The organism is Herbaspirillum sp. GW821-FHT09A12, assembly GCF_059418325.1.
Genome location: NZ_JBWKPR010000010.1, coordinates 1 through 26,521 on the forward strand (window position 1 = coordinate 1; position 26,521 = coordinate 26,521).

Genomic DNA, 26,521 nt, shown 5'->3' on the forward strand with positions numbered 1-26,521 from the left:
AGGGGCCGCCTTTCTTTGCTTACTTTCTTTGGCGGGCCAAAGAAAGTGAGCGGCTGCCGGGCCGCCCCCGGCGCTCCGCTTCGACCGGAGAAAGAAAAGCATAGAGCCAGTACACCAATAAGTAGCAAGATCAAACTACCAAAAAAACAATTCAGCAAGCACACAATTACGTGCACCACAAAACACAAAAAGTAACGCCACTCAACGCAACATAGCCGACATCGCCGACAGACTATTCAATACCCGCACCGCATATTCAGCCGTAGGCGCATCAAACTCCACCGTGACGTTATCCACCCTCCCGAGAATAGGCAACTGGCTGAACAGATCGGCCAGCGCCACGCTCTGCGCCTGCAACCGGCAGCGCAGCGGCCCGGGCAAGACGAGCGACGGCATGGCCGACGGCTGTGCCAGCCATTGCGCCACCGCCTCCTTGGCACGCGTTTCCAGCAGCGCGCAGGATTGCGCCGGCGACAGCGTGTCGCCGCTGTTGGCGCCGTAAGCTTTTTTAGTTTCGGCAAATACCGCATGCGGAAACAGCGGCTGGTTTTCTTCCACGAAAGCATCGTCGCCGCTGCCGAAGATCACCGGCACGCCATGCTCGCCGGCCAGTGCGCCATACAAGCCGGCCTCGCCCATTTCCTGCCCGCCCAGCCAGACACGCGCGAAAGCGAAACTGTTGGTGGTGTGCGCCAGGATGCCGCGCCCCTGGGCGCGCGAATGGTAGCCCACCAGCATCACCGCATCGACCTCCTGGTCGACGCCGCCCATCATCCCCAGCACGCGCGGCTTGCCCAGCACCATGCGCGCTTGCGGCAGCAACAAGTCGGGCAACAGGTTGCGAAAGCCCCCGTGCGAATCGTTGACCTTGACGGCCGCCGCGCCGGCAGCCAGCGCGCCGCGGATGACGGCGTTGGCCTCTTCGGTCATCCAGCGCCGCGCGCGTTCGTATTCGCCATTGCCGGGACGGGTCTGCTCGGGATGGAAGACGCCGGCAACGCCTTCGATATCGACCGAAACCAAGATGTTGGCGCGCTTGACGGTATGCATGTTGTGGTCCGAAAAATCAATCAGGATGGCAGCCGCGCCAACCGCTCGCGCAGGCATTCACGCACGCGGCCGTCGCGGCCGCGCACGGTCTGCGCGGCGAACAGCGCATTGACAATGGCCTGCTCGACGCTGTCGGCGGCGGCATGGAACAGCGAATCCAGCAGATGGTCTTGCAGCAGCGCCATGTTCAGGCACTCGCTGCCGGCCTCGATCGGCTGGGCGGTGGAAAAGGCCAGCGCAATATCGCCGCTGCCGTGGCCGTAGACCGAACCGGTACGCGCCAGGCCGGCGCCGGCGCGGGTGGCCAGGCGCTTCAACTGGCGCGCGTCGAGCGGCGCGTCGGTGGCCAGGAGCATGATGATGGAACCCTTCTCGGGCGCCTGGTCCGCTGGTTCGGCAACGGCCAAAGCGCGGCCCAGCGGCTGCCCGTCCAGGATCAGATCCGGCAGCTTGCCGAAATTCGATAGCACCAGCGCGCCCACGGTGAATGCATTGTCGCCGGCACCGATGGCAACAATGCGCGAAGCGCTGCCGATGCCGCCCTTCATGTCGAAGCTGGACATGCCGCGCCCCGCCCCCACCGCGCCTTGCGGCACGTCAGCGGACAACGCCGCCAGCGCCTGCCGGAAATGCTCCTCCTGCACGGCGAAGGCATGCAAGTCGTTGAGGTAGCCGTCATTGCATTCCATCACCAGCGGGTTGACCGTGGGCTGGCTGCGGCCGATCTCCGGATTGGCCTGCAGCGCATGGCGGATCTGCGCGGTGACGATGGCGCCGACGGCAAAGGTATTGGTCAGCGCGATCGGCGTTTCCAGCGTGCCAAGCTCTTCCAGCTGCATCAGCCCGGCGCTCTTGCCGAAGCCGTTGATGACAACCGCCGCCGCCGGCAGCTTGTGCGTGAACAGGTTGCCGCCATGCGGCGACACCACCGTCACGCCGGTCTGCACCGGCCCGTCATCCAGCGTGCAATGGCCGACCGTCACGCCCTCGACGTCGGCGATACTGTTGCGCGGGCCGGCGGCGAGCCGGCCGATATGCGGCGCATCCATCAGCGCTGGTCGATCTTGGGATCGAGCGCGTCGCGCAGGCCGTCGCCCAGCAGGTTGAACGCCAGCACGGTCAGGAAGATGGCGATGCTGGGGAAGAGTGCGATGTGCGGCGACGTGATCATGTCGGCGCGCGACTCGTTGAGCATCAGGCCCCATTCCGGCGTGGGCGACTGCGCTCCCAAGCCAAGGAAAGACAAGCCGGCGGCGGTGATGATGGAAGTGCCGATGCGCATCGTGAAATACACCACGATGGACGACACCGTGCCGGGGAAGATATGGCGCCACATGATCGTCATGTCGGAGGCGCCGATGCTGCGCGCGGCTTCGATATAGGTCAGGTTCTTGAGCTGCAGCGTATTGCCGCGCACCAGCCGCGCGAAGGCCGGGATGCTGAACACCGAGACCGAAATGATGACGTTGAGCATGCCGCCGCCGAGGATGGCGACGATGCCGATGGCCAGCAGGATGCCGGGGAAAGCGAACAGCACGTCGCAGATGCGCATGGTGATGCGGTCCCACCAGCCCTCGTAGTAACCGGCCAGCAAGCCGAACACCGTACCGATCACCGCGCCGATGGCCACCGACAGGAAACCCGAGGCCAGCGAGATGCGGGTGCCGGCGATGATGCGGCTGAAGATGTCGCGCCCCAGCGCATCGACGCCGAACCAATGCGCCCAGGTCGGCGGCGAATTGAGCGCGTCGTAGTCGAAGAAGTTTTCCGGATCGAAAGGCACGATCAGCGGCGCGAAGATCGCCAGCAGCACCAGGAACAGCACGAAGCCGCCGGCATACATCGCCAGGTGCTGCTTCCTGAACTTGCGCCAGAACTCGCGCCACGGCGTGCGGATCTTCTGGCCGGAGGCGGCGGCCACCGCCGACGGGTCGGGCGGCGGCAACGGCACGCCGGTCTCGGAAATGGGAGCATTGGACAGAGACACGGCTTACCTCACTTGAAACGGATACTGGGGTTGATCACGGCATACAGCACGTCCACCACCAGGTTGATGAAAATGAATTCGAGCGAGAACAGCAGGATCGAGGCCTGGATCACCGGGTAGTCGCGCATCTCGACGGCGTCCACCAGCAGGCGCCCCATGCCCGGCCAGTTGAACACCACCTCGACCAGGATCGAGCCGCCCAGCAGGAAGCCGAACTGCAAGCCCATCATGGTGACCACCGGGATCAGCGCATTGCGCAGGCAGTGCTTGATGACCACCACCTTCTCCGACAAGCCCTTGGCGCGCGCGGTGCGCACGAAATCCTCCTGCAGGATCTCGATGAAGGAGGAACGCGTGAAACGCGCCATCACCGCCGCCACCGCCGCGCCCAGCGTGAGCGAAGGCAGGATGTAGTGGCGCCAGGTGTCGTCGCCCACCGTCGGCAGCCAGCCCAGTTGCACCGAGAAGATCTGCATCAGCAAGATCCCCAGCGAAAAGGCCGGGAAGGAAATGCCGGATACGGCCAGCGTCATGCCCAAGCGGTCGGGCCACTGGTTGCGCCACACCGCCGAGGAAATGCCGATGACCAGGCCGAACAGCACCGCCCAGACCATGGCCACCAGCGTCAGCCACAAGGTCGGCCAGAAACGCGCGCCGATCTCTTCGGAGACCGGGCGCTTGGTGCGGATCGATTTGCCGAAGTCGCCCTGGGCGGCGTTGACGAAGAAATTGATGAATTGCTCGGGCAGCGGCTTGTCCAGGCCGAGGTCGGCGCGCACCAGCGCCACCGTTTGCTCGTCCGCCTCGGGGCCGGCCGCCAGCCGCGCCGGGTCGCCCGGCAGCAGGTGGATGAACAGGAATACCAATACCGCCACCAGCAGCAGCGTGGGGATGAGGCCTAACAGGCGCTTGATGACATAGGAAAACATGAAGCTCTCGCTGGTGGATCGAAACCTTGGATATTGCTTGCAGGGGCGGCACATGGCCGCCCCGTACTTCTCATTCAACTAGCGCATTACTTGGTCAGCTCGATGTTTTCGAACTCGATGGCCTGGTCAGGCATCACGTACACGCCCTTGAGGTTCTTGTTACGCGCATACAGCAGCTTTTCGGTGACCAGGAAGGCCCACGGCGCATCCTTCCAGATTTCCTGCTGGGCATCCTTGTACAAGGCTTCCTTTTCCTTGCGGTCGGTCACGGTCAGGGCCTGGGCAATGTCGGCGTCTACCTTGTCGCTCTTGTAGTACGCGGTGTTGTACAAACGCGGCGGGAAAGACTCGGAAGCCAGCAGCGGACGCAGGCCCCAATCAGCCTCGCCGGTGGAAGACGACCAGCCCATGTAATACAGGCGCACCGGCGCGGTGTCCGGATTCTGCGCGCTTTCCACGCGCTCCACGCGCTGGCCGGCTTCCAGGGCCTGGATCTTGACCTTGATGCCCACTTGCGCCAGCTGCTGCTGCAGGAACTGGATTATCTTCAGCGCCGTGGTGTGCGTATAGGCCGACCACAGTTCGGTCTCGAAGCCGTTCGGATAACCGGCCTCGGCCAGCAACGCCTTGGCCTTCTTCACGTCATACGGCCAAGGGCCGCTCTTGTAGGCGTAGTCCACCCCTTGCGGCAGCACGCCTTCCATCGGCACGGCATAACCGCCGAAAGCGACCTTCACCAGCGCCTGCTTGTTGATGGCGTAGTTGATCGCCTCGCGCACCTTGGGATTGTCGAACGGCTTTTGCCTGACGTTCATCGTCATGTAGCGCTGGATGATCGATGGCCCGGCAATCACGTCAAGGTTGCCCTTGCTCTTGAGCAGGTCGGCCTGTTCATATGGCAGCGGATAGGTGAATTGCGCCTCGCCGGTCTGCATCATGGCCGCGCGCGAATTGTTGTCGACCACCGGTTTCCACAGGATCTCGTCGACCTTGGGATAACCCTGCTTCCAGTAGCCGTCGAACTTGGTCACCTTCACGTAATCGGTCTGCTTCCACTCCTCGAACTTGAAGGGGCCGGTGCCGACCGGATGGAAAGCGATGTCCTTGTTGCCGTATTGCTTGAGCGCCGCCGGGGAAATCATCACCGCCGACGGGTGCGCCAGCACGTTGATGAAGGCCGAGAACGGTTCCTTGAGGACGATCTTGACGGTGTAGTCGTTCAACACTTCGGTCTTGGCGATGCGATTGAACAGGTTGTAGCGCTTGAGCTTGTTGTCCGGGTTGGTGACGCGGTCGAACACGGCCTTGACGGTGTCGGCCTTGAAGGCGGTGCCGTCATGGAACTTCACGCCCTGCTTGAGGCGGATGGTGTACTCCAGGCCATCCTTGCTGACCAGATAGCCTTCGGCCAGCACCGGGATCAGCTTCATGTCCTTGTCGAAACCGAACAGGCCCTGGTAGAAGGACTTGGCCACCGACAGCGACAGCGTATCGTTGGCGTCGTACGGATCCATCGTGGTGAAGGTGGAATACACCGCCATCGTCACCGTCTTGGCGGCGAACGCATGGGCGGCGGCGAACTGCAGGGTGGCGCCCAATGTGCCGACCACCAGCCATTTGGCGACGGACATGCCCTTCTTTGTGGTTGTAGTCATTTTTTCTCTCCTGATCAGTGACTGCGTAAATTGACTGCGTGGATTGACTGCGTGAATTGACTGAGTGATTAAGACTGCATCGACAACACAAAAACCATGGAACCAGCCGGCCCTCAGAAAGCGCCGGCAATACTATGCGTAGCCACGAAGTGGCCGGGCGCGACCTCTTTCAGGGGCGCCACCTTGGGCTCGTCGCCCACCATCCGGATCGGGCTGGGAATCTCGTCGGTCATCAGCTTCTTGCCCGGCTGGCGCAAGGTCGGGTCGGCCACCGGCACCGCCGCCATCAGCTTGCGGGTATACGGATGCTGCGGGTTCTCGAAGATGGCGCGGCGCGGGCCGATCTCGACGATCTGCCCCAGGTACATCACCGCCACGCGGTGGCTGATGCGCTCCACCACCGCCATGTCGTGCGAGATGAAAATGAAGGAAATACCCAACTCAGCCTGCAGATCGAGCATCAGGTTGACGATCTGCGCCTGGATCGATACGTCCAGCGCCGACACCGACTCGTCGGCGATCACGATCTTGGGGTTCAGCGCCAGGGCGCGCGCGATGCAGATGCGCTGGCGCTGGCCGCCGGAGAATTCATGCGGATAGCGCTGGCCGTGTTCCGGCGTCAGGCCCACGCGGGTGAGCAAGGCATCGACGCGCTCGCGCGCGCCCTCCTTCATGCCATGCACCAGCAGCGGCTCCATGATGGAATAGCCGACCGTCATGCGCGGGTCGAGCGAGGCGAACGGGTCCTGGAAGATGAACTGGATATCGCGCCGCAGGTGGCGCAACTCCGAGCGCGGCAATTGCGCCAGGTCGCGCCCGCCGAACTCGACGCGGCCGCCGGCGATATCCACCAGCCGCAGCAACGAACGCCCGGTGGTCGACTTGCCGCAACCGGACTCGCCGACGATGGCCAGCGTCTCGCCCGCATACAAATCGAAATTGACCTTTTCCACCGCATGCACGCGTTGCCTGACGCGGCCGAAGATGCCGCTCTTGACGTCGAAACGGGTGGTCAGGTCGCGCACCTTCAAGATCGGCTGGCGCTGCCCGGCGATCTCTTGCTGGCCTTGCAGTTCGGCGGTGATGGCTTGCGGCTGGGCTTCGGCGTCGGCGGCGATGCCGAAGCGGCGTGGCTTGTCGGTGCCGCGCATCGAACCCAGGCGGGGTACGGCGGCAAGCAAGGCTTGGGTGTAAGGATGGACAGGCGCGGCGAAGATGCTCTTCACCTCGTTTTCCTCGACCTTCTCGCCGCGGCACATCACCACCACGCGATCGGCCACTTCGGCTACCACGCCCATGTCGTGGGTGATGAAGATCACGCCCATCTGCATCTCTTCCTGCAGCGAACGGATCAGTTGCAGGATCTGCGCCTGGATGGTCACGTCCAGCGCCGTGGTCGGCTCATCGGCGATCAATAGCGACGGCTTGCACGACAAGGCCATGGCGATCATCACGCGCTGGCGCATGCCGCCCGAGAGCTGGTGCGGATGGCGGTCCAACACGCGTTTGGCTTCCGGAATGCGCACGATCTCCAGCATGCGCAGCGCCTCGGCCCGCGCCGCCGCATGGCCTTTGCCCTGGTGCAGGCGAATCGATTCGGCGATCTGCTCGCCGACGGTGAATACCGGGTTGAGCGAGGTCATCGGCTCCTGGAAGATCATCGCGATCTCGGCGCCGCGGATGCTGCGCATGGTGGCGTTGTCGGCGCCGGCCAGGTCGAGCGACTGGCCGTTGCGGCGCAGGAACTGCATGCCGCCCTGGACGATCTTGCCGCCGCCATGTTCGATCAGGCGCATGATCGCCAGCGACGACACCGACTTGCCGGAACCCGATTCGCCGACGATGGCCAGGGTCTCGCCGCGGTCGACATGGAATGAAAGGCCGCGTACCGCCTCCACCGTCCGCTCGGAGGTGGAAAAACGTACGCTCAGGTTGCTGACATCCAGCACGCGTTGTGGCTGTTGCATTTCTGTTTTCTCCCGCTCGGCGCCGTTCAGCGCCCAGCCTGTTCAGGCTGCCCAGACTGCTCAGACTGCTCAGACTGCTCAGACTGCTCAGACTGCCCAGCCTGATATATCGCCGTCACCGGCGCAAGCTCGCCACGCCCGTAAGCACGATACATGCCCTCGGTATTGAAAGGCAGCGCCAGGTTGCCCTGCGCATCCAGCGCAATCAGGCCGCCGCGCCCGCCCACCATCGGCAGCAATTGGAACACCACATTGTCGGTCGCCTGTTGCAGCGTGTCGCCGGCATAAGCCATGCGCGCGGCCACGTCGTAGCAGGCTGCGGTGCGCATAAAGGCTTCGCCGGTGCCGGTGGCCGACACGGCCGCGGTCGAATTGGACGCATAGCAGCCGGCGCCGATCAGCGGCGAGTCGCCCACGCGGCCGGGCTGCTTGTTGGTGATGCCGCCGGTCGAGGTGGCGGCGGCCAGGTTGCCGAACTTGTCCAGCGCCACGGCGCCCACGGTGCCGAACTTGTTGTCGGGGTCGAGCGGCGCCTTTTCTTTATTGCCTTGCTTGCCTTCATGGCCGCCCTCGCCCTCTTGCCCGGCAAAGGCGAAGGAAGCGGCGTCATGGTCGAGCATCGCCTTGGCCTGCCCGCGCACGCGCAGCCACTGCTGATGGCGGGCGTCGGTATGGAAATAGCCGGGCTCGACCATCTCCACCCCATGCCTGGCCGCGAAGGATTCCGCGCCCTGCCCGACCAGCAGCACATGCTCGCTCTGTTCCATCACGGCGCGCGCGGCCAGCACCGGGTTGCGGATATGGGTGACGCAGGCCACCGCGCCGGCGGCCAGGTCGATGCCGCTCATCACGCTGGCGTCCAGCTCATGCTTGCCCTCGCTGGTGTACACCGCGCCATGCCCGGCGTTGAACAGCGGGCAATCCTCCAGCAGGCGCACCGCCTCGGTGACCGCTTCCAGCGCCGAACCGCCGGCGTTGAGCACGGCCTGGCCGGCGGCGACGATGTCGGCCAGCGCCTGGTGGTAACCCGCTTCTTCTTCCGCGCTGAGGGAGTGGCGGGAAATCGTGCCCGCGCCGCCGTGGATGGCGATGACCGGAGTGTTCATGCTTTCGTCTTTCCTTTCGGTTTGGCGGCGGCCTTGCCGGCCGGCCTGGCGGACTTGCCAACCGGCGTCGTCCCCGGGCGCTGCTGTTGCGGCAGGTACAGCCACGGCAGCACGAATTCAGCCATCTGCGAGGCCGCCTGCACCGAGCGGCTGGCGCGATGCGCGACCGCGTCACACAACGCCTGGATCAGGATCAGCGCCGCCGCATCGGAAGTCGGCGAGAGCTTGCGGTCGGTCTGCGCGAAGATCGTCACATCGGCCAGCGGCGCCAACGGCGAGCCCGGCACATCGGTAATGGCGAGGATTTTCGCGCCCTTCTCCACCGCCCGCTGGGTCAGCCAGACGGTATCGGCCGCATAGCGCGGAAACACCATCGGGATCACCAGGTCGCGGCTGTCGAGCTTGAAGAACTGGCGGCCGGCCTGCGACGGCCCGCCGGCCAGCGCCACCGACGACACGGTGCGCACATAGGGTTCCAGCGCATGCGCCATCAGCCCGGCCAGATAGGCGGAGGCGCCGAAGCCGGTGATGAAGATGCGCTCGGCGGCCAGGATCATGTCCACCGCCTGCTCACACTGCGCGGGCGAGAGCATGCGGCGGGTGGCCTCGATGTTGTGGATGTCGTTCTCGAAGGCGGCGGCCATGATCTCGGCGCTGGTGGCCGGGCGCTGCACTTCGTTGCGCAGCTTTTCCACCGGCGCCAGCGTGGTGGCGAAATCGGACACCAGCGCGGCGCGGAACGAGGCGTAGCCGTCAAAGCCCAGCGCATGGGCGAAACGGTTGGCGGTGGCGACCGAGATGCCGGCCGCTTCCGACAGCTCGTCAATGGTCATGGTGGCGGCGCGGAAGGGATTGCCCAGCACATAGTCGGCCGTCTTGCGATGCGACTTGGACAATTGCGGATACAGCTTGCCCACGGTCTGCGCCACGGCGCCCGCGCCTTGCAGCATGATGTTTTTCGGCTGTTGCGTCACAGTCCGCCTGCCCCATGAAAGTGTTTTTATCGATGCCTTGAGGCGCTTACTGGCCACTTACTCGCCACTTACTGGCTATTTACTGGCCACTTGCCCGGAGACAGATGGCAGTCTCCGGCGCTCAAGAAAAATGTAAATATATTTTCATTTTATTTGAGAGTAAAGAAAAAATACTTTCAAAAATAGAATATCCATATTTGCACCAGAAATACCCTAAAAATCCTTCGAGATGCACTGTTATAGATGCTTTTTCTATCGCGCCGCACCAAAAACGAGAACATCCAAAAACCAGCGGCAATGGATAAAATACGCTCCTTTGCGAGCGCATGGCGGCAAAACGATTTCGCCTGCCCCGCATCCCTCCTTCCCGTCACCCAGCCAACTCCAGCGCCATGAATATCCGCTTCCTAGAAACCTTCGTCTGGCTGGCCAAGCTGCGCAATTTCCGGCTCACCGCCGAACGCCTGCACACCACGCAAGCCGCCGTCTCCAGCCGCATCGCCTCGCTTGAACAGGATTTCGGCGTACGCCTGTTCGACCGCAGCGCGCGCGAAGTGGCGCTGACCGCCGACGGCAGCAAGGCGCTGGTGTATGCCGAACGCATGGTCAAGCTCATGCGCGAGATGAAGGACGACATGTCCGACAAGCAGGTCTATGCCGGCGTGATCCGCATCGGCGTCATCGAATCGATCGTCCATAGCTGGTTTCCCGATTTCCTCGGCCGCCTGCACAAGACCTTCCCGCGCCTGCAGATCGAAATCGCCAGCGACACCACCATCCACCTGCACGAGCAGTTCAGCAAAGGCAACCTCGACCTGGTGCTGCAGGCCGAACCGGTGATCGGCCCGCAGGTCAGCAACATCGCGCTGTGCGAGTTCCCGATGCGCTGGGTCGGCAGCCCCAAGCTCGACATCGGCAGCGAGACGCTGACGCTGTCCGACCTGGCGGCCTTCCCGGTAGTCAGCTTCGCGCGCAACTCCGGCCCGCATGCGGTGATCGAGCGCATGTTCTCCAGCAGCGAACGCGGCAACCTGCATATCAACTGCATCGCCTCGGTGGCGACCATGATCCGGCTGGTGACCGACGGTTTCGGCATCGCAGCGGTGCCGCCGGCCATCATCCAGCGCGAGCTGAATGAAGAGATATTGCACCTGCTGCGGGTCGATACCGAGTTCCCGGCGCTGGCCCTGATCGCCTGCTTCCGCTCAGACCATGAGAATCCGCTGACCGAAACCGTGGCCCGTATCGCACAGGAAACGGCGTCCGACTTCGCACTCAATTGGGGACACGAGATCGCCCGCCTGCCCTCGCCGCCGGCCGCCGGCAGCACTGCCTGACCGGCTGAAAGCGCCGCCGCTCCGCCTGCGTAAATGATTTACGCGGCACGCGTTGGACCTTTGCCGCAGGGCACCATCGTGGCGCATCGCGCGGCCCACTTTTGCTCATAAGATTTTTCAATCACTCCTGTTCAGATTTTCTTGTTGGACAGCGTCTGCATCGACTCCCCATACTGAATTACAACCCGCTTCACGCTTCACAATGAAACGGGTTCGCAACCGGCACCCTGCCATGCCTTCATCGCATGCGCCAGGCAACAACAACAGCAGCGCCGGGCAGCCAGCAATAGTCCAGACGGTTTTATCCAGACACTTACACGGCCGCCGCAAGCCGGCCGAGGCTCAATAACTCAGGGAGGTAGTTCATGTCTTATTCCACATCCGCCGCGCTCGATCCGGGCGCCCAGTCCGGCGGCAACCTGTCGGCGATGGATGCCACCTATCGCAAGATCGCCTGGCGCCTGATCCCGTTTTTGGTCTTCCTGTTCGTGCTGGCCTGGATCGACCGCGTCAACGTCGGCTTCGCCAAGCTGTCGATGCTGCAGGACCTGCAATTCTCCGAAGCCGTCTATGGCCTGGGCGCGGGCATCTTCTTCATCGGCTACTTCCTGTTCGAAGTGCCCAGCAACCTGTTGCTGGAAAAGATCGGCGCACGCAAGACGCTGGCGCGCATCACCATCCTGTGGGGCCTGGCCTCGATGGCGATGGCCTATGTCACCACCCCGACCAGCTTTTACATCCTGCGCTTCCTGCTAGGCGTGTTCGAAGCCGGCTTCTTCCCCGGCGTGGTGCTGTACCTGACCTACTGGTTCCCGGCCCAGCGCCGGGCCCGCGTCAACGGCCTGTTCATGACCTCGTTCGCCATCGCCGGCGCCGTCGGCGGCCCGATCGCCGGCCTCATCATGAGCGGCATGGAAGGCGTCGGCCACCTGGCCAACTGGCAGTGGCTGTTCATCATCGAGGGCATTCCCTCGCTGCTGGCAGGCTTCGCGGTACTGGCCTGGCTGCCGGAAAAACCGGCCAACGCCAAGTGGCTGTCGGACGCCGAGAAAGCCGCCGTGACGCAAACCCTGGCCGCCGAGAACAGCGCCCCCGGCAAGCACTTCTCGTTCAAGGACGCCTGCGCCAGCTACCGCGTATGGATCTGCGCCGCCGTGTACTTCTGCGTGGTCAGCGGCAACGCCACCATCGCCTTCTGGGCGCCGTCGATCATCAAGGAGATCGGCATCAAGGGCAACCTGCAGATCGGCCTGATCTCGGCCATCCCCTTCATCGCCGGCACGCTGGCCATGGTGTGGAACGGCATCCACTCCGACAAGACCGGCGAGCGCCGCATGCATAGCGCCATCGCCACGCTGATCGCCTGTATCGGCCTGGTGGCCACCGGCCTGACGCTGGGCAACGCCGCCGTCGCCCTGTGCTCGCTGACGGTCGCCGCGATCGGCATCCTGGCCGCGTTCCCGGTGTTCTGGTCGATCCCCGGGGCGTTCCTGGCCGGCACCGCGGCCGCCGGCGGCATCGCGCTGATCAACTCGATCGGCAACCTGGCCGGCTTCGTCGCGCCGTACATGATCGGCGCGCTCAAGACCAGCACCGGCTCCTTGTCCTCCGGCCTGTACTTCGTGGCCGCGCTCGAATTCCTCGCCAGCTTCCTGGTGGTGGTGTTCGTCAAGAAGCAGTAAGCCGCCTCCCGCATTTCAGCTTTCCCCCGCCGGAGCCGCTCGGTTCCGGCGTTTGATTCACGCAATCGTTATTGAAGTGACCGCCATGAAGCTCTCTTTCTCCCTCCCCGACAACGGCGCCGTGAGCGCCGACATCCACACCCTGGTCATCGCCGGCTGGGCCGGCCGCGACATGGCCGCCATCGAACACCACATCGAAGAACTGGAAGCCCTGGGCATTTCGCGCCCCAGCGCGGTGCCGCTGTTCTACCGCGTCTCGGCCAACCAACTGACGCAAGCCAACGACGTGCAGGTGCTGGGCGTTGAGTCCTCCGGCGAAGTCGAAACCTTCGTCTTCAACGCCGGCGGCGAGCTGTATGTCTCGATCGCCTCCGACCACACCGACCGCAAGCTGGAAGCGCACAGCGTGGCCTTCTCCAAGCAGGCCTGCGTCAAGCCGGTCGGCACCGGCGCCTGGAAGCTGGCCGACGTGGCCGAGTACTGGGACGAGCTGGTGATCCGCTCCTGGATCGAAGAAAACGGTTCCACCGTGCTGTACCAGGAAGGGCCGTTGTCCTCGCTGCGCACGCCGGCCGACCTGATCGCCCGCTTCACCGACGGCAGCGCCGTGCTGCCCGAAGGCTGCGGCATGACCTGCGGCACGGTCGGCGCCATCGGCGGCATCCGCCCGGCGGCCTCCTTCACCATGGAGTTGTTCGACCCGCGTCGCGGCCGCTCGCTGCGCCACGCCTATGTGGCGCAGTCGCTGGCTGAAGTGGCCTGATTCATCGGCCTGTGCCATTCATGTCGTCCCTGCTTGCGCGGGGACGACAGCCCGCCTGGTGCGCTACACTCTCCCCCTCCATCGACTGCACGACAATGCCGACCATGCTCCCCACACTCTCCCGACTCGCCGCCGACCTCACGGCTGGCCGCACCACTTCCGTTGAATTGACCGAACAGGCGCTGGCCAAGATCGCCGACGCCAACGGCGAAGGCGCGCGCGTGTTCACCAGCGTCTACGCCAACCAGGCGCGCGCCGCCGCGCAAGCGTCCGACACGCTGCGCGCGGCCGGCCTCGCCCGCTCGCCTATCGATGGCTTGCCGGTCTCGGTCAAGGACCTGTTCGACGTGGCCGGCGAAACCACGCTGGCCGGTTCGGTGGTGCTGCGCGGCAAACCGGCCGCCGCCGCCAACTCGGTGGTGGTGCAGAACCTGCTCAACGCCGGCGCCATCGTGATCGGCAAGACCAACATGACCGAGTTCGCCTATTCCGGCCTGGGCATCAATCCGCATTACGGCACCCCGAAGAATGCCTGGCAGCGCGACGTGGATGGCGGCCGCATCCCGGGCGGCTCGTCCTCGGGCGCCGCGGTCTCGGTCACCGACGGCATGGCGTTTGCCGCCATCGGTTCGGACACCGGCGGCTCGGTGCGCATCCCCTCGGCCTTCAATGGCCTGACCGGCTTCAAGCCGACGGCCTCACGCGTATCGATGAAGGGCGTGCTGCCGCTGTCGGAATACCTGGATTCGATCGGCCCGCTGGCCGCCTCGGTCGAGTGCTGCGCCATCATGGACGCGGTGCTGTCCGGCGCAGACTACGCCGCCCCCATCCCCCATCCGCTGCGCGGCCTGCGCCTCCTGGCGCCGACCAATGTGGTGCTGGACGGCATGGACGAGCAGGTTGCCGCCGCTTACCGGGCGGCATTGGCCAAGCTTTCCGCCGCCGGCGCCGTGATCGTCGAACAGCCGCTGCCGGCCTTCGGCGAACTGGCCGCGATCAACGCCAAGGGCGGCTTCACCGCCGCCGAGGCCTATGCCTGGCACCGCGAGCTGATCGCCGAAAACAAGGCAGGCTACGACCAGCGCGTGGTCTCGCGCATCCTGCGCGGCAAGGACATGGGCGCGGCCGACCTGCTGGACGTGATCCACGCCCGCCGCCGCTGGATCGCCAACACCGAAGCGCAGCTGGACGGCTTCGACGCGCTGGTGATGCCGACCGTGCCGGTCGTGGCGCCCAGGATCGCCGACCTGCAAGCCAGCGACGACGCCTACTACGCCGCCAACGGCCTGATCCTGCGCAACCCGACGCTGATCAACTTCCTCGACGGCTGTGCCATCTCCCTGCCTTGCCAGCAGCCCGGCAGCGCCCCGGTCGGCCTGTCGCTGGCCGCGCCCGGCGGCCAGGACCGCCGTTTGCTGTCGATCGCGCGGGCGGTCGAAAGCCTGCTGGCGGCCTGATACCCGCACGCCAGCCTCCCCTCGCGCCGCCGTCCGCCGACGGCGGCGCACCGCCCTCGCAGCCGCGTGCCGGCCGCCAAAAACACCTCATTTCCAAAAAGCAATTTTCTGCTTGGCGCAATTTTCATTAGAATGCGCAGTTGGCACCGCATGCCGCAGGCTCTCTGACAGGTTCTCAAGGCCGGCATGTGCTGTCATTTTGGCTACACATTGATTTGCGGCCGCTCTCCGACCAGACCCAATCTCACCTGCATGGCAACCAAGAAAACATCCCCGTCCGATTACAGTGAATCATCGATCCGCGTCCTCAAGGGCCTGGAACCGGTCAAGCAGCGCCCGGGCATGTACACCCGCACCGAGAATCCGCTGCACATCATCCAGGAGGTCATCGACAACGCTTCCGACGAAGCGCTGGGCGGCTACGGCAAGAGCATCATCGTCACCCTGAATGCCGACGGCAGCGTCGCCGTCGAGGATGACGGCCGCGGCATCCCGGTCGGCCTGCACCCGGAAGAAAAGGTGCCCACCGTCGAGATCGTGTTCACCCGCCTGCACGCCGGCGGCAAGTTCGACAAGGGTTCGGGCGGCGCCTATGCGTTCTCGGGCGGCTTGCACGGCGTCGGCGTGTCGGTCACCAACGCGCTATCCACGCGCCTGGAAATCACCGTCTGGCGCAAGGATGAGCAAGGCAATGCCGTACACACCCTGGCCTTCTCCGGCGGCGACGTGATCGAGCAGCTCAAGTCGCGCCCGGCCGGCCGCGACGACAAGAAATCCGGCACCCGCGTCACCGTCTGGCCGGATGTCAAATATTTCGACTCGCCCACCATTCCGCTGGGCGAGCTGCAGCGCCTGCTGCGCTCCAAGGCGGTGCTGCTGCCGGGCGTGAAGGTCACGCTGGTCAACGCCAAGAGCGGCGATACCCAAACTTGGCAATACGACCAGGGCCTGCGCGGCTACCTGATGGAGCAACTGGCCCAGTCCAGCAACAGCGAACCGCTGATCCCGCTGTTCGAAGGCGAACAGTACGCCGGCCGCGATGCCGAAGGCTTCGCCGAGGGCGAAGGCGCGGCCTGGGTGGTGGCCTGGACCGAGGAAGGCGCCGTGGTGCGCGAGTCCTACGTCAACCTGATCCCCACCTCCAACGGCGGCACCCATGAATCCGGCCTGCGCGAAGGCCTGTTCTCGGCGGTCAAGAGCTTCGCCGAAATGCACTCGCTGCTGCCCAAGGGCGTCAAGCTGCTGGCCGAAGACGTCTTCGCGCGCGTGTCCTTCGTGCTGTCGGCCAAGGTGCTGGATCCGCAATTCCAGGGCCAGATCAAGGAACGCCTGAACTCGCGCGACGCCGTGCGCCTGGTGGCCGGCTATTCGCGCCCGGCGCTGGAGCTGTGGCTGAACCATCACGTCGACTACGGCAAGAAGCTGGCCGAGCTGGTGATCAAGCAGGCGCAAAGCCGCCTGCGCTCGGCGCAGAAGGTCGAGAAGAAGAAGTCGTCCGGCGTGGCCGTCCTGCCCGGCAAGCTGACCGACTGCGAATCCTCCGACGTCTCGCGCAACGAACTGTTCCTGGTCGAGGGCGACTCCGCCGGCGGCTCGGCCAAGATGGGCCGCGACAAGGAGTTCCAGGCCATCCTGCCGCTGCGCGGCAAGGTCTTGAACGCCTGGGAAACCGAACGCGACCGCCTGTTCGCCAACAACGAAATCCACGACATCGCGGTAGCCATCGGCGTCGACCCGCACGGCATCAACGACACGCCCGACCTGACCGGCCTGCGCTACGGCAAGATCTGCATCCTCTCCGATGCCGACGTGGACGGCTCGCACATCCAGGTGCTGCTCTTGACGCTATTCTTCAAGCATTTCCCCAAGCTGATCGAAAACGGCAACATCTGCGTGGCGCGCCCGCCGCTGTATCGCGTGGACGCCCCTGCGCGCGGCAAGAAGCCGGTGCAAAAACTGTACGCCCTGGACGACGGCGAGCTGGAGGCCATCGAAGACAAGCTGCGCAAGGACGGCCTGAAGGAAGGCGCCTGGGGCATCTCGCGCTTCAAGGGCCTGGGCGAGATGAACGCCGAACAGTTGTGGGAAACCACCATGAACCCCGACACCCGCCGCCTGCTGCCGATCGGCTTTGGCGAACCCGGCGTGCAAAGTACCGAAGAGCGCTTCACCATGCTCATGGGCAAGGGCGAAGCCGCCTCGCGCCGGGCATGGATCGAGGAACACGGCAATGAGGCCGAGGCCGACATCTGATCGCCCTGCCCCGACATTACCGACTGAATACAGATTATTAGCAGAGCTCCATGACCGAACAAGCCAACCTGTTTGACCAGACCCCGCCCCCGCCGGACGGCGACTCGCTGACGCTGTCGACCTTCGCCGAGCGCGCCTACCTCGACTACGCGATCTCGGTGGTCAAGGGCCGCGCCCTGCCCGACGTCGCCGACGGCCAGAAGCCGGTGCAGCGCCGCATCCTGTACGCGATGAACGAGCTGGGCCTGAACGCCACCGCCAAGCCGCGCAAGTCCGCCGCCGTGGTGGGCGACGTGCTGGGCAAGCTGCACCCGCACGGCGACCAGTCGGTGTACGACGCGCTGGTGCGCATGGCGCAGGATTTCTCGCTGCGCTATCCGCTCATCGACGGCCAGGGCAACTTCGGCTCGCGCGACGGCGACGGCGCTGCGGCGATGCGTTACACCGAAGCGCGCCTGACGCCCATCAGCAAGCTGCTGCTCGACGAGATCGACATGGGCACGGTGGAGTTCCAGCCCAACTACGACGGCTCCACCGAAGAGCCCAAGCTGCTGCCGGCGCGCCTGCCCTTCCTGCTGCTCAACGGCGCCTCCGGCATCGCGGTCGGCATGGCCACCGAAATCCCCTCGCACAACCTGACCGAAGTGGCCAGGGCGGCGGTAGCGATGATCCGCAATCCGAAGATCAGCCATGCCGAACTGATGGCGCTGATCCCCGGCCCCGACTTCCCCGGCGGCGGCCAGATCATCACGCCGCAATCCACCATCGCCGAGATGTACCAGAGCGGCCGCGGCAGCCTCAAGGTGCGCGCACGCTGGAAGATCGAAGACCTGGCGCGCGGCCAGTGGCAGGCGGTGATCACCGAACTGCCGCCGGGCGTCTCCTCCCAGCGCGTGCTGGAAGAAATCGAGGAACTGACCAACCCCAAGGTCAAGCTGGGCAAGAAGACGCTCACGCCCGAGCAGCAATCGCAAAAGGCCGCCATTCTCGGCCTGCTCGACGCCGTGCGCGACGAATCCGGCCGCGAAGCCCCGGTGCGCCTGGTGTTCGAACCCAAGTCCAAGAACCAGGACCAGACCGAGTTCATGAACACGCTGCTGGCCCAGACTTCGCTGGAAAGCAATGCCTCGCTCAACCTGGTGATGATCGGCGGCGACGGCCGCCCGCGCCAGAAGGGCCTTGCCGACATCCTCGGCGAGTGGATCGGCTTCCGCTTTGAAACCGTCACCCGCCGCACGCAATTCCGCATGCAAAAGGTGAACGACCGCATCCACATCCTGGAAGGCCGGGAAGCGGTGCTGCTGAACATCGACAAGGTCATCAAGATCATCCGCGAGTCCGACGAACCGAAGCCCGCGCTGATCGCCGCCTTCAAGTTGTCCGACCGCCAGGCCGAAGACATCCTGGAAATCCGCCTGCGCCAGTTGGCGCGCCTGGAAGCGATCAAGATCCAGCAAGAGCTGGCCGAACTGCGCGGCGAGAAGAGCACGCTGCAAGACCTGCTCGACAACCCGGCCTCGATGAAGAAGCTGGTGATCAAGGAAATCGAAGGCGACGCCAAGCAATACGGCGACGAGCGCCGCACCATCATCGAAGAAGCCGAACGCGCCACCTTCGAACAGAAGGTGATCGACGAACCGGTCACCGTGATCATCTCGCAAAAGGGCTGGGTGCGCGCACGCACCGGCCACGGCCACGACGCCGCGCAATTCACCTTCAAGGCCGGCGACGGCCTGTACGGCGCCTTCGAATGCCGCACGGTCGACAACCTGCTGGCCTTCGGCTCCAACGGCCGGGTCTACACGATCGCCGTGAATGGCCTGCCCAACGCGCGCGGCGACGGCGTGCCCGTCACCACGCTGGTCGAACTGGCCAGCGGCAGCAACATCCTGCACTACTACGCCGGCCCGGCCGACACCACGCTGCTGCTGGCCTCCGACGCCGGCGTGGGCTTTGTCGCCAAGGCCTCCGACATGTTCGGCCGCGTCAAGGGCGGCAAGGCCTTCTTCACGCTGGACGAAGGCGCCCTGCCCCTGGCCCCGCGCACGGTAGCCGCTGACGCCGGCGCCGTGGCCTGCCTCTCCGGCAACGGCCGCCTGCTGGTGTTCGGCCTGGACGAGCTGAAAACCCTGTCTTCCGGCGGACGCGGCGTGAACCTGATGGAACTGGAGAAGAACGAAAAGCTCCTGGGCGCGCAAGCGATCAGCCAGAAGGGTGTCGTCATCTACGGCATCGGCCGTGGCGGCAAGGCGCAGGAAGTATCGTTGTCAGCGGCCGCGCTGGGCGTGCATATCGGCAAGCGGGCGCGTAAGGGGAAGGCGTTGGAGTCTAAATTGAAGCCTGCGGGGTTGCGTGCCGAGGATTGAAAAATTGAAATTCTGACGATGTTTGGAGAAACGCCCCCTGATTGATAGTTAGGGGGCGTTTTTCTTGGGCTATCCGATTAGCCGATAGTCGGTTGAATTTCGATCTGCCGCTCGAAAAAAACACGCTACAGAAATCCATCTTCTGTTTTCCCATTTTCATCTTTTTTGCCACTGACCTGCCCGATTTTTTCGGGCCGGATTAATTTGAAATAGCTCCGGTTGATAGTCACGTCCTACTAGAACGGACTAGCAGCCAAGATAAAATTCCATGCGGGAATTTAAGGCGAGGCGAATTTTTGTCTCGTCAGTGCAGCACCAGACGGCCGTATCAAAGCAGGGATCAAATGAAAATTAAAAGCCCGGATCACATTGACTACCAGTCCTTACCACGTGCTATTGGCGCAATGGGAAAGGAATATCCCGATGGCCACGTGAGTCGTGCGCATAGTCACCCACGGGCTCAATTTCTTTATGCGATTTCTGGCGCCATGGAAGTAAAGACGCCAGGTGCTCTATGGGTGATACCGCCACAAAGAGCGTTGTGGATTCCCGGGGACACTCCCCACGAGACGCGGATGCGAGGAAATGTTAATCTGCGTACGCTGTATGTTGACACCAGTTGCTGCATAACAACCGCGCCAACAAAACCCACTGTCATCCGAGTGTCTCCGCTACTACGAGAGCTGATTATTCGCGCAGTTGAAATGCCAATGGAATATGACTTAGGGGGACGTGACGAGTTTGTCGCTCAGTTGATCTTGCATGAGATTGATTGGAAAAATCGATCACGATTCTCAATTCATCTACCCCAAGATCCGCGACTGAAGCGTATTTTTGACAGTGTTTATTCGTCGCCGGCTGACGAAAGAAGCTTGCAAGATTGGGCCGATATCGTAGGTGCATCAAGCCGCACATTGGTAAGACTCTTCCAATCGGAATTCGGAATATCTTTCCGAGACTGGCGCCAGCAGATGCGCTTGCTGGCGTCGATTTCCCTTCTGGCAACGGGCACACCCATCACAAGAGTTGCCGGCGATATTGGTTATGACACTCCCAGCGCATTTTCCAGGATGTTCCGGCGAGTGATGGGAGTGACCCCGCGCCAGTACCTTAGCAGGCACTAACCGATGCGGAGTGATTCGATATAGGAAGAAACTTGATACAAGTCTGCGAACACTATCGCCTGATTTGCCAGAAGCTGCGCTTCGGATGCCGAGCCTGGGTTTCCTACTCCAACGAAACTGAGATCAAGTTTGTTTGCTGTGGTCAGATCCCATAGCCCGTCGCCCACTGAAATAATCTGTTTCGGTTCGGGCATATCGTAATGATCTTTCGCACACTTCACTGCGGCCGCGACCAAATCCACCCTGGACTGGTATTCGGAAGACGTAACGAGTAGATCCTTTTTGTACGCGATGTTCACCGCATCCAACTTCTTGCGGCTCACCGCCCTGATGCCGCCCGTTGCAAATACAACCCCCCATCGCGATTGAGAGGCGTGCCTCACTAACGCCCGTGCGCCCGGAATTTCATCCATTTCTCGATTGGCAAGGAGGCGTACGAATCTCTCTTCCATGTCAATCTCGAATTTTTGCGCCTGCTCATCAGAGACTGTCAGCATTCCATGTTCAGCCATCGCATGAGAAAAAATTCCAGTATCGGTATGCTGCGGGTAAGAACCCCAATCTGTGTTCAAGTTTTCCAGACCGAGTTTCTGCATCGCTCCCAATAAGGCCTCTTGATGCAATTGAATTGAATTGGTAAGCGTTCCATCGATATCTAGAACGAGTATGCAGTCTTTACTCATGTTCCCAATGAATTGTTGGTGTTAGAAAGACTCCGGGATAGCAGCCAAGGGGGAAATTATTCTGAGTGTACTGTCTCGCCGGGAAGCTGGCTTTCTTGTCCCGCGACAAAAACTATGCCGAATGAGACAAGCGTGGTGAATTGCACAGAAAACGGCTCCAATTTTGGTCAAATCAGCCAGAAGGGTGTCGTCTACGGCATCGGCCGTGGCAGCAAGGCGCAGGAAGTGTCGTTGTCGGCGGCCGCGCTGGGTGTGCATATTGGCAAGCGGGCGCGTAAGGGTAAGGCGTTGGAGTCCAGGCTGAAGCCTGCGGGGTTGCGCACGGAAGCGTAGCCTGAGACGACTAGCTACTGCGCGCCTGAGACCAAGAAAAACGGCTCCTGGATAAATTCAGGAGCCGTTTTTTCATGCACTTGCGACACGCGATTACTGCCCAAATCCATTTGGTTCAGTTCTTGCCAATCGTCCGTTTACATAAAGCCAAAACTCGATCTTAATGATGAGTCTTTAATGAGTCCTCAAAATCCCCCAACGCATTCAAAAGCTCTGTATCGTCTAGATAATGAGCTGAAAACTCCCAATCATGCATACCCCAAAAAAAACTCGGTAGCCTATCCGGTAAGCCCACCTGAGTTGACAAGGCTAAATTGATCATAGGTTCAATAATTTCTACAGCTTCCTTCATGATTGGCTCATCTTTATTTCTTCGTTCCAATATTCCCCATAGTTTTCTAGCTCGCTCCTTAAGCAAACTATCCATCAACATTTACTCCTCTCAGAAGACAAGGACCAATCAACGCCCGTCATAAGCGCATTATTTCATCTGCCGATTTGAATCCCTTAAACACATTCTGTAGCTTCGAAAGCGATGTGCGCTAGCAAAACTACTGCTTGCCGAATAGCTGAGTGAACCATCTATATTTGCTTTTGGTCGTTGTCTCTTCGCCTCGACGTGTCTCGACAGTGTGATCAGATTGCGGCAATAAAGGATGCGTCGTAGGGCCATCGGGGCGCAATAAATCGCCCGGATAATTCGGATGTCCAAGGCACAAGCCATCATCAATACCAAAAGCTTTGACGGCTGCCACGGCTTCCACACACCAACGACCGAAATACGCGCCCCCTTCGAAATTCTGGTCGCCGTAACGATGCCAATATGGACGCTCATACCTGGCCGTCTGCTCGGATAAGCCTTTCTTAAGTGGGCGATCCAATTCGGCGTACCACTTGTCCACGAAGGCCAACAACAGCTTCGCTTGTTCATCCTTAGGGGCATTCACCGCGTCAAGCAACCGCTGGTACGGCTTGGGATGACACAATCTGGAGCTGATCTTGCGCCCCGGCTGTCGAGACGCAATTACCCTATCCAGCAAGGCATCCTCCCCCTCATTCCCGATCAGGGCGATCAAGCGTTGCCATTGATCATCGGGAATTTCCAATGTCAGGGCCAACCCCACTAGCCAGAAGCACACGATGTAGTGGTCAAGGTTCACTGCCCATGCATGACGAGTGTATTGCTGTTGCTCAGTCCATACGTTTTTTCCCAAGCGTTCGGATTCCTCCCAAGCATCCAGCATCTGAGGAAAGTATTGCTCAAACTCTCGGACATCATCTCCGCGGGAATAGCGGCGTAGTATTTGTTCATAGTGCTTTTGCATCAGCTTAAAAACATACTGCGGCCGGTAACTAGGATCACCAGATGGTTCCGACAGTTGCTTTTCCATACGAATGATGTGCTCCTCACTATACAAGCACCACTCATCCCAATAAGAAACATTCCCAAGTTGCGATCGAATCATGAATTTGTCACTAAAAGACTGGAAGCTTGCTGCGGTGGCCTGTCAGAAATTTCGTGTTTAGGGCATAACAAGTCCTCAAGGAGTGAATATGTCCCGCAAACCGAAAGCAAGTCCGGTAGGCTTGCCAGCCATTTCCGCCGAACTACTTGAGCAGTATTTCAACAGGCTGAAAAGTACCTAATGCAGCCGGGGCGATTCACCTTAGTTTATTTCAAGCATAAAGACAAAAAGTTTAACGACCAGAACTGCGCTTTTCGTAATACCAACTTAGCGTCCCTGCAAAGAATCCTATGAATAAAATGCCTAGCGCCCAACTTTTAGCACGACCCCAACTAGGGAGCACATACGAAGTGCCATCAAATAGCCAGCGCAATAAAGGAGCAGCTAAAAATTCTCCGATCAATACAATTAACGTTGTTCCAACTAAAAATAAAATTACGAAATAAGTCCATTTCAATAGTTCAAAGGATGTTTTTGGATTCATTTATTTCCCTCCATTTTCTTTGGAACTCCCCCCCGACTATTTCCCCAATTTTTCCTAAGCCTCCCCCTTCGAACCAAGAAATGGCATGTCCGATTTTTTGTGACTGGCTACATGGATTGAGCCTCCGACGGCCTTAATCACAACGCTGCTTGAAGTCATCAACTCTTGCGAGAGCAGCCCTACCATCCCGTCACGATACAAATTACCGTATCGTCTAGTACTTCCAAGAGCTTCCGAATTAGTCTCGAATTTCTCTTCCCCATAAAAACTGTCCAGTCACGAAATTCAACTCAAAATAATATTTTCCCGCTTGCTCTATCCAAGCTATGACTCCAAATTTCCCTATTTCCCCGTTACTTGGATTGGCATAAGGGTGACTAATGTTGATGAAAAATCCTGACGAATTCTGTAGAGAGGTGTTAGATAAATTACTTAGATGCCCCGGCACAGTAAGACGTAATCGTTCTTTTCCGTATGCATCAAATAAGGCTGCGTTTTGATCTGACTCTAATTGATCCTCAATACCTATAAATCCAGAGGCATCTGGAAGCATGCAAAGAAAGCAATCGTTTCCAATATCCGCCCTTTCCAGACATATCAACTCTTCACCCACACGCCAGCTATACGAAATCACAGGGCCATAAATATCTGTTTTCTCATTAGGATAAAATTTTCTCCATTGAAGAAGGTCTTTCGCCAGAATTGAAAGCCCACGATCATTATGAAGCGTGAAAGAAGAAACCTTCTTCATGGCAAAGCCTTTCCACTGTTAGCCACATATTTAAAAGCACTCGTCCTATTCTGCGGAGACAAAATGAAATGAATCTGACCGCCTCGGATTTTTTAATCTTTTCCTCTTGCGGGGAAAATGTCAGTTAATTCCGTAGGGAATTGCAATCTACATCTGCTTCGCGTTGATATGTGTCAACGCACAATCAAGTGACATATTACTCACGACTGTGTGCCTGAAGCCACGAAAAACGGCTCCCGAATAAATCCAGGAACCGTTTTTCATACGATTAGTGAGTGGCACATTCAATTCACTAAGAACGACTTCTTCTCGCCCTCTTTTACTGCACGTAATTGACGACCATGTTCTGCGCGAACCACGCCGCGCAGCCTTTCACGCTGCCATCGATAACGGCCATCAAGACGTAGTGATGTCTCGCCGTTACCCTCGTAGCAACCTGCTCAGCCAACTATTGGACTTTCGTGAAATTCGTCCCTCATCGTCACTAGCCCCGCCCCCCCGGCGTTTTTCCTAGATCAGGGAACTCCTCCCGTTGCACACGCGCAATTACTTGGTCTAGCAATGGATCGTTATAGAACGGCTGCTGCGTTGGAAGCAATGTGTATAGAGGCGCCATTAACGGATGCTCTATCCTTGGATTTTTCAGTCCCAGACACTCACGAAAACGAAACCAGGCTAAGATCACTGCAGGAAAACGGGTATGCATCAGATCGTTGTTAAACTCCAAGCCCTCTTTTTCTTGCGTTCGAAGAACGTAGTAATCACATAACCATGCAAGCTTATCCTGATGAGACTCCAAATCGGAGTCGCGCCAAATATCAAAGAGTTCATTGAGCATCGGCTCGCCAAAACACTCACCCGTAGCGTATATATTCCCGCCCCCGTTCTGAGGCCCCCGTCCCCAACCATCGAACTCACAGTGCCAATAGTCAAAGGCAATTCTTAATATCCAGTGATACAAAGGGCGGGAATACTTTCCCTGAACATCGAAGTAACGCTGTTCGCGGTATAGGCATTGAACCTCGCGCACAAGTTCTTCGGCATATTCCATCCACCCCAACGCCAAGCAATCGGTCATGCTTTCCACAGGAACTCGCAGCGACATCCCCAATGCCGATCGCTTAGATCGATTTTCTAAACGGACTCGCCAGTATGTGTAGGCGGTCGCTTTACTCAGCGGCGAAATCCAATCGTCCCGTCCTGAAAACATGCTGCGCATCGCGATTGCCTGATCCCGCCCAGCACAGGTCATCGACTGGGCAACAGCGAGAAAAAATGGCGGACTAGCGGGAAGACTTCTATCCTCAGCGCTTTTGAAGGGGTTCTCTCCTTGCGCATAACGGCGTAGACAGTCCAGGCTTTCAGACCATCGCAACTCCCGACTTGGGAACTCCCCATCAATGAGTTTAACGATAGCGTTTTCTGTCATCCAACTGTGATTCATGTCAATAAAATTCATATTTGAACTCAAGGCATCGGGGGCCACGGACGCAGGGGCAGCAAACACCTCCCCAGTTTCCCTGACCTGCGGCGGTAAATTGTAGCCATTCAAGCAGTGAGTCGTTTATCAATCATATTCGAATTCAGCCAGACTCGACGGGCCGTAAGCTGGAAGTTGGTATTGCCAGAAGGATGTCGTCATCTACGGCATCGGCCGTGGCGGCAAGGCGCAGGAAGTGTCGTTGTCAGCGGCCGCGCTGGGTGTGCATATCGGCAAGCGGGCGCGTAAGGGGAAGATGTTGGAGTTGAGAATCAAGGCGGAGGGGGTGCGGGCCGAGGGTTGAGATTCTGACGATGTTTGAAGCAACGCCCTTGATTGATGATCAAGGGGCGTTTTTCTTAAATTAGATGCTGATATCGCGACCGGCCGCGATGATCAGGGCGGACATTATTGCCACTGTGTTGCGGGATCAATAGGGCTTGGTATTGTTGAATTGGTAGCCCTTTTGTTGCATACAAGTGTCTAGTCTCTCACGCTCTTTCTTATACGCCCTATCAAAATCAACGTCGCGCATCCCTGGGACTTTATAAACGCCATATCTGCCATCTTGCCCTCCTCCACACGCCCCCCAATCTCTCTGCCATTCCTCTTTGGTTACGCCTGGCTTTTCCCAGTATTGTCCGTAGTTTTTGGGATGAAGCAATCTGTAAGTA

General features: G+C 60.4%; 23 protein-coding genes and 1 pseudogene. 9 read left to right on the plus strand and 15 right to left on the minus strand.

Annotated features, from left to right (window positions below; translation table 11 throughout):
* Nucleotides 1-201 precede the first annotated feature (201 nt).
* The 8 genes from AC07N6_RS18155 to AC07N6_RS18190 form a co-directional block, all read right to left on the minus strand.
* Nucleotides 202-1,050 (minus strand): M55 family metallopeptidase, encoded by an 849-nt coding sequence (locus AC07N6_RS18155; RefSeq protein WP_494782900.1) that lies wholly within the window; start codon nucleotides 1,048-1,050, stop codon nucleotides 202-204.
* 20 nt (nucleotides 1,051-1,070) lie between these two features.
* The gene (locus AC07N6_RS18160; protein ID WP_494782901.1) at nucleotides 1,071-2,099 is read right to left on the minus strand and encodes a DmpA family aminopeptidase; all 1,029 of its coding nucleotides are present in this window, start codon (nucleotides 2,097-2,099) and stop codon (nucleotides 1,071-1,073) included.
* Nucleotides 2,099-3,001, minus strand: coding sequence for a glutathione ABC transporter permease GsiD (gsiD, locus tag AC07N6_RS18165; RefSeq protein ID WP_494783046.1), 903 nt, complete (start codon nucleotides 2,999-3,001; stop codon nucleotides 2,099-2,101). The genes AC07N6_RS18160 and gsiD overlap by 1 nt, the downstream gene beginning before the upstream one ends.
* Nucleotides 3,002-3,045: 44 nt before the next feature.
* On the minus strand, nucleotides 3,046-3,966 hold the full coding sequence (gsiC, locus tag AC07N6_RS18170; protein WP_494782902.1) for a glutathione ABC transporter permease GsiC: 921 nt from the start codon (nucleotides 3,964-3,966) through the stop codon (nucleotides 3,046-3,048).
* 86 nt (nucleotides 3,967-4,052) lie between these two features.
* Nucleotides 4,053-5,597 (minus strand): glutathione ABC transporter substrate-binding protein GsiB, encoded by a 1,545-nt coding sequence (gene gsiB, locus AC07N6_RS18175; RefSeq protein ID WP_494783047.1) that lies wholly within the window; start codon nucleotides 5,595-5,597, stop codon nucleotides 4,053-4,055.
* 137 nt (nucleotides 5,598-5,734) lie between these two features.
* On the minus strand, nucleotides 5,735-7,588 hold the full coding sequence (locus tag AC07N6_RS18180; RefSeq protein WP_494782903.1) for a dipeptide ABC transporter ATP-binding protein: 1,854 nt from the start codon (nucleotides 7,586-7,588) through the stop codon (nucleotides 5,735-5,737).
* Nucleotides 7,589-7,614: 26 nt separating this feature from the next.
* Nucleotides 7,615-8,694 (minus strand): isoaspartyl peptidase/L-asparaginase family protein, encoded by a 1,080-nt coding sequence (locus tag AC07N6_RS18185; protein ID WP_494782904.1) that lies wholly within the window; start codon nucleotides 8,692-8,694, stop codon nucleotides 7,615-7,617.
* A complete protein-coding gene (locus AC07N6_RS18190; RefSeq protein WP_494782905.1) occupies nucleotides 8,691-9,644 on the minus strand; it encodes a MurR/RpiR family transcriptional regulator in 954 nt (317 codons plus the stop codon). The genes AC07N6_RS18185 and AC07N6_RS18190 overlap by 4 nt, the downstream gene beginning before the upstream one ends.
* Before the next feature lie 128 nt (nucleotides 9,645-9,772).
* Between AC07N6_RS18190 and AC07N6_RS18195 the strand changes: the two genes are divergently transcribed.
* From AC07N6_RS18195 to AC07N6_RS18230, 8 genes are all read left to right on the plus strand, one after another.
* Nucleotides 9,773-9,973: a hypothetical protein gene (locus AC07N6_RS18195; RefSeq protein ID WP_494782906.1), complete on the plus strand. Its 201-nt coding sequence runs from the start codon at nucleotides 9,773-9,775 to the stop codon at nucleotides 9,971-9,973.
* A gap of 87 nt (nucleotides 9,974-10,060) precedes the next feature.
* Nucleotides 10,061-11,005 (plus strand): LysR family transcriptional regulator, encoded by a 945-nt coding sequence (locus AC07N6_RS18200; protein WP_494782907.1) that lies wholly within the window; start codon nucleotides 10,061-10,063, stop codon nucleotides 11,003-11,005.
* Between the two features lie 365 nt (nucleotides 11,006-11,370).
* Nucleotides 11,371-12,687: an MFS transporter gene (locus AC07N6_RS18205; RefSeq protein WP_494782908.1), complete on the plus strand. Its 1,317-nt coding sequence runs from the start codon at nucleotides 11,371-11,373 to the stop codon at nucleotides 12,685-12,687.
* Between the two features lie 85 nt (nucleotides 12,688-12,772).
* Entirely contained in the window at nucleotides 12,773-13,450 is a 678-nt protein-coding gene (locus tag AC07N6_RS18210) for a DUF2848 domain-containing protein (protein WP_494782909.1), read from the plus strand.
* 104 nt (nucleotides 13,451-13,554) lie between these two features.
* Nucleotides 13,555-14,907 carry an amidase gene (locus tag AC07N6_RS18215; protein WP_494782910.1) on the plus strand — a complete coding sequence of 451 codons (1,353 nt, stop codon included), beginning with the start codon at nucleotides 13,555-13,557 and terminating at the stop codon, nucleotides 14,905-14,907.
* A 252-nt stretch (nucleotides 14,908-15,159) separates the two neighbouring features.
* The gene (locus AC07N6_RS18220; RefSeq protein WP_494782911.1) at nucleotides 15,160-17,160 is read left to right on the plus strand and encodes a DNA topoisomerase IV subunit B; all 2,001 of its coding nucleotides are present in this window, start codon (nucleotides 15,160-15,162) and stop codon (nucleotides 17,158-17,160) included.
* A gap of 50 nt (nucleotides 17,161-17,210) precedes the next feature.
* The gene (gene parC / locus AC07N6_RS18225; RefSeq protein ID WP_494782912.1) at nucleotides 17,211-19,526 is read left to right on the plus strand and encodes a DNA topoisomerase IV subunit A; all 2,316 of its coding nucleotides are present in this window, start codon (nucleotides 17,211-17,213) and stop codon (nucleotides 19,524-19,526) included.
* Between the two features lie 344 nt (nucleotides 19,527-19,870).
* Entirely contained in the window at nucleotides 19,871-20,650 is a 780-nt protein-coding gene (locus tag AC07N6_RS18230; protein ID WP_494782913.1) for an AraC family transcriptional regulator, read from the plus strand.
* Here AC07N6_RS18230 and AC07N6_RS18235 read toward each other — a convergent pair.
* A complete protein-coding gene (locus AC07N6_RS18235) occupies nucleotides 20,647-21,333 on the minus strand; it encodes an HAD family hydrolase (protein WP_494782914.1) in 687 nt (228 codons plus the stop codon). The genes AC07N6_RS18230 and AC07N6_RS18235 overlap by 4 nt on opposite strands.
* Nucleotides 21,334-21,447: 114 nt before the next feature.
* Here AC07N6_RS18235 and AC07N6_RS18240 point away from each other — a divergent pair, with 114 nt between their 5' ends.
* Nucleotides 21,448-21,666, plus strand: coding sequence for a hypothetical protein (locus tag AC07N6_RS18240; protein WP_494786269.1), 219 nt, complete (start codon nucleotides 21,448-21,450; stop codon nucleotides 21,664-21,666).
* Between the two features lie 160 nt (nucleotides 21,667-21,826).
* Here the strand turns inward: AC07N6_RS18240 and AC07N6_RS18245 are convergent, their stop codons facing one another.
* From AC07N6_RS18245 to AC07N6_RS18270, 6 genes and pseudogenes are all read right to left on the minus strand, one after another.
* Nucleotides 21,827-22,093 (minus strand): hypothetical protein, encoded by a 267-nt coding sequence (locus AC07N6_RS18245; protein WP_494782915.1) that lies wholly within the window; start codon nucleotides 22,091-22,093, stop codon nucleotides 21,827-21,829.
* Nucleotides 22,094-22,217: 124 nt separating this feature from the next.
* Nucleotides 22,218-23,132: a PoNi-like cognate immunity protein gene (locus AC07N6_RS18250; RefSeq protein ID WP_494782916.1), complete on the minus strand. Its 915-nt coding sequence runs from the start codon at nucleotides 23,130-23,132 to the stop codon at nucleotides 22,218-22,220.
* 232 nt (nucleotides 23,133-23,364) lie between these two features.
* Entirely contained in the window at nucleotides 23,365-23,616 is a 252-nt protein-coding gene (locus AC07N6_RS18255) for a hypothetical protein (RefSeq protein WP_494782917.1), read from the minus strand.
* A 238-nt stretch (nucleotides 23,617-23,854) separates the two neighbouring features.
* Nucleotides 23,855-24,367 (minus strand): hypothetical protein, encoded by a 513-nt coding sequence (locus AC07N6_RS18260; RefSeq protein ID WP_494782918.1) that lies wholly within the window; start codon nucleotides 24,365-24,367, stop codon nucleotides 23,855-23,857.
* 484 nt (nucleotides 24,368-24,851) lie between these two features.
* Nucleotides 24,852-25,919 carry a hypothetical protein gene (locus AC07N6_RS18265; protein ID WP_494782919.1) on the minus strand — a complete coding sequence of 356 codons (1,068 nt, stop codon included), beginning with the start codon at nucleotides 25,917-25,919 and terminating at the stop codon, nucleotides 24,852-24,854.
* A 358-nt stretch (nucleotides 25,920-26,277) separates the two neighbouring features.
* Nucleotides 26,278-26,521 (minus strand): annotated as a pseudogene (locus AC07N6_RS18270) (hypothetical protein); the annotation flags it as partial.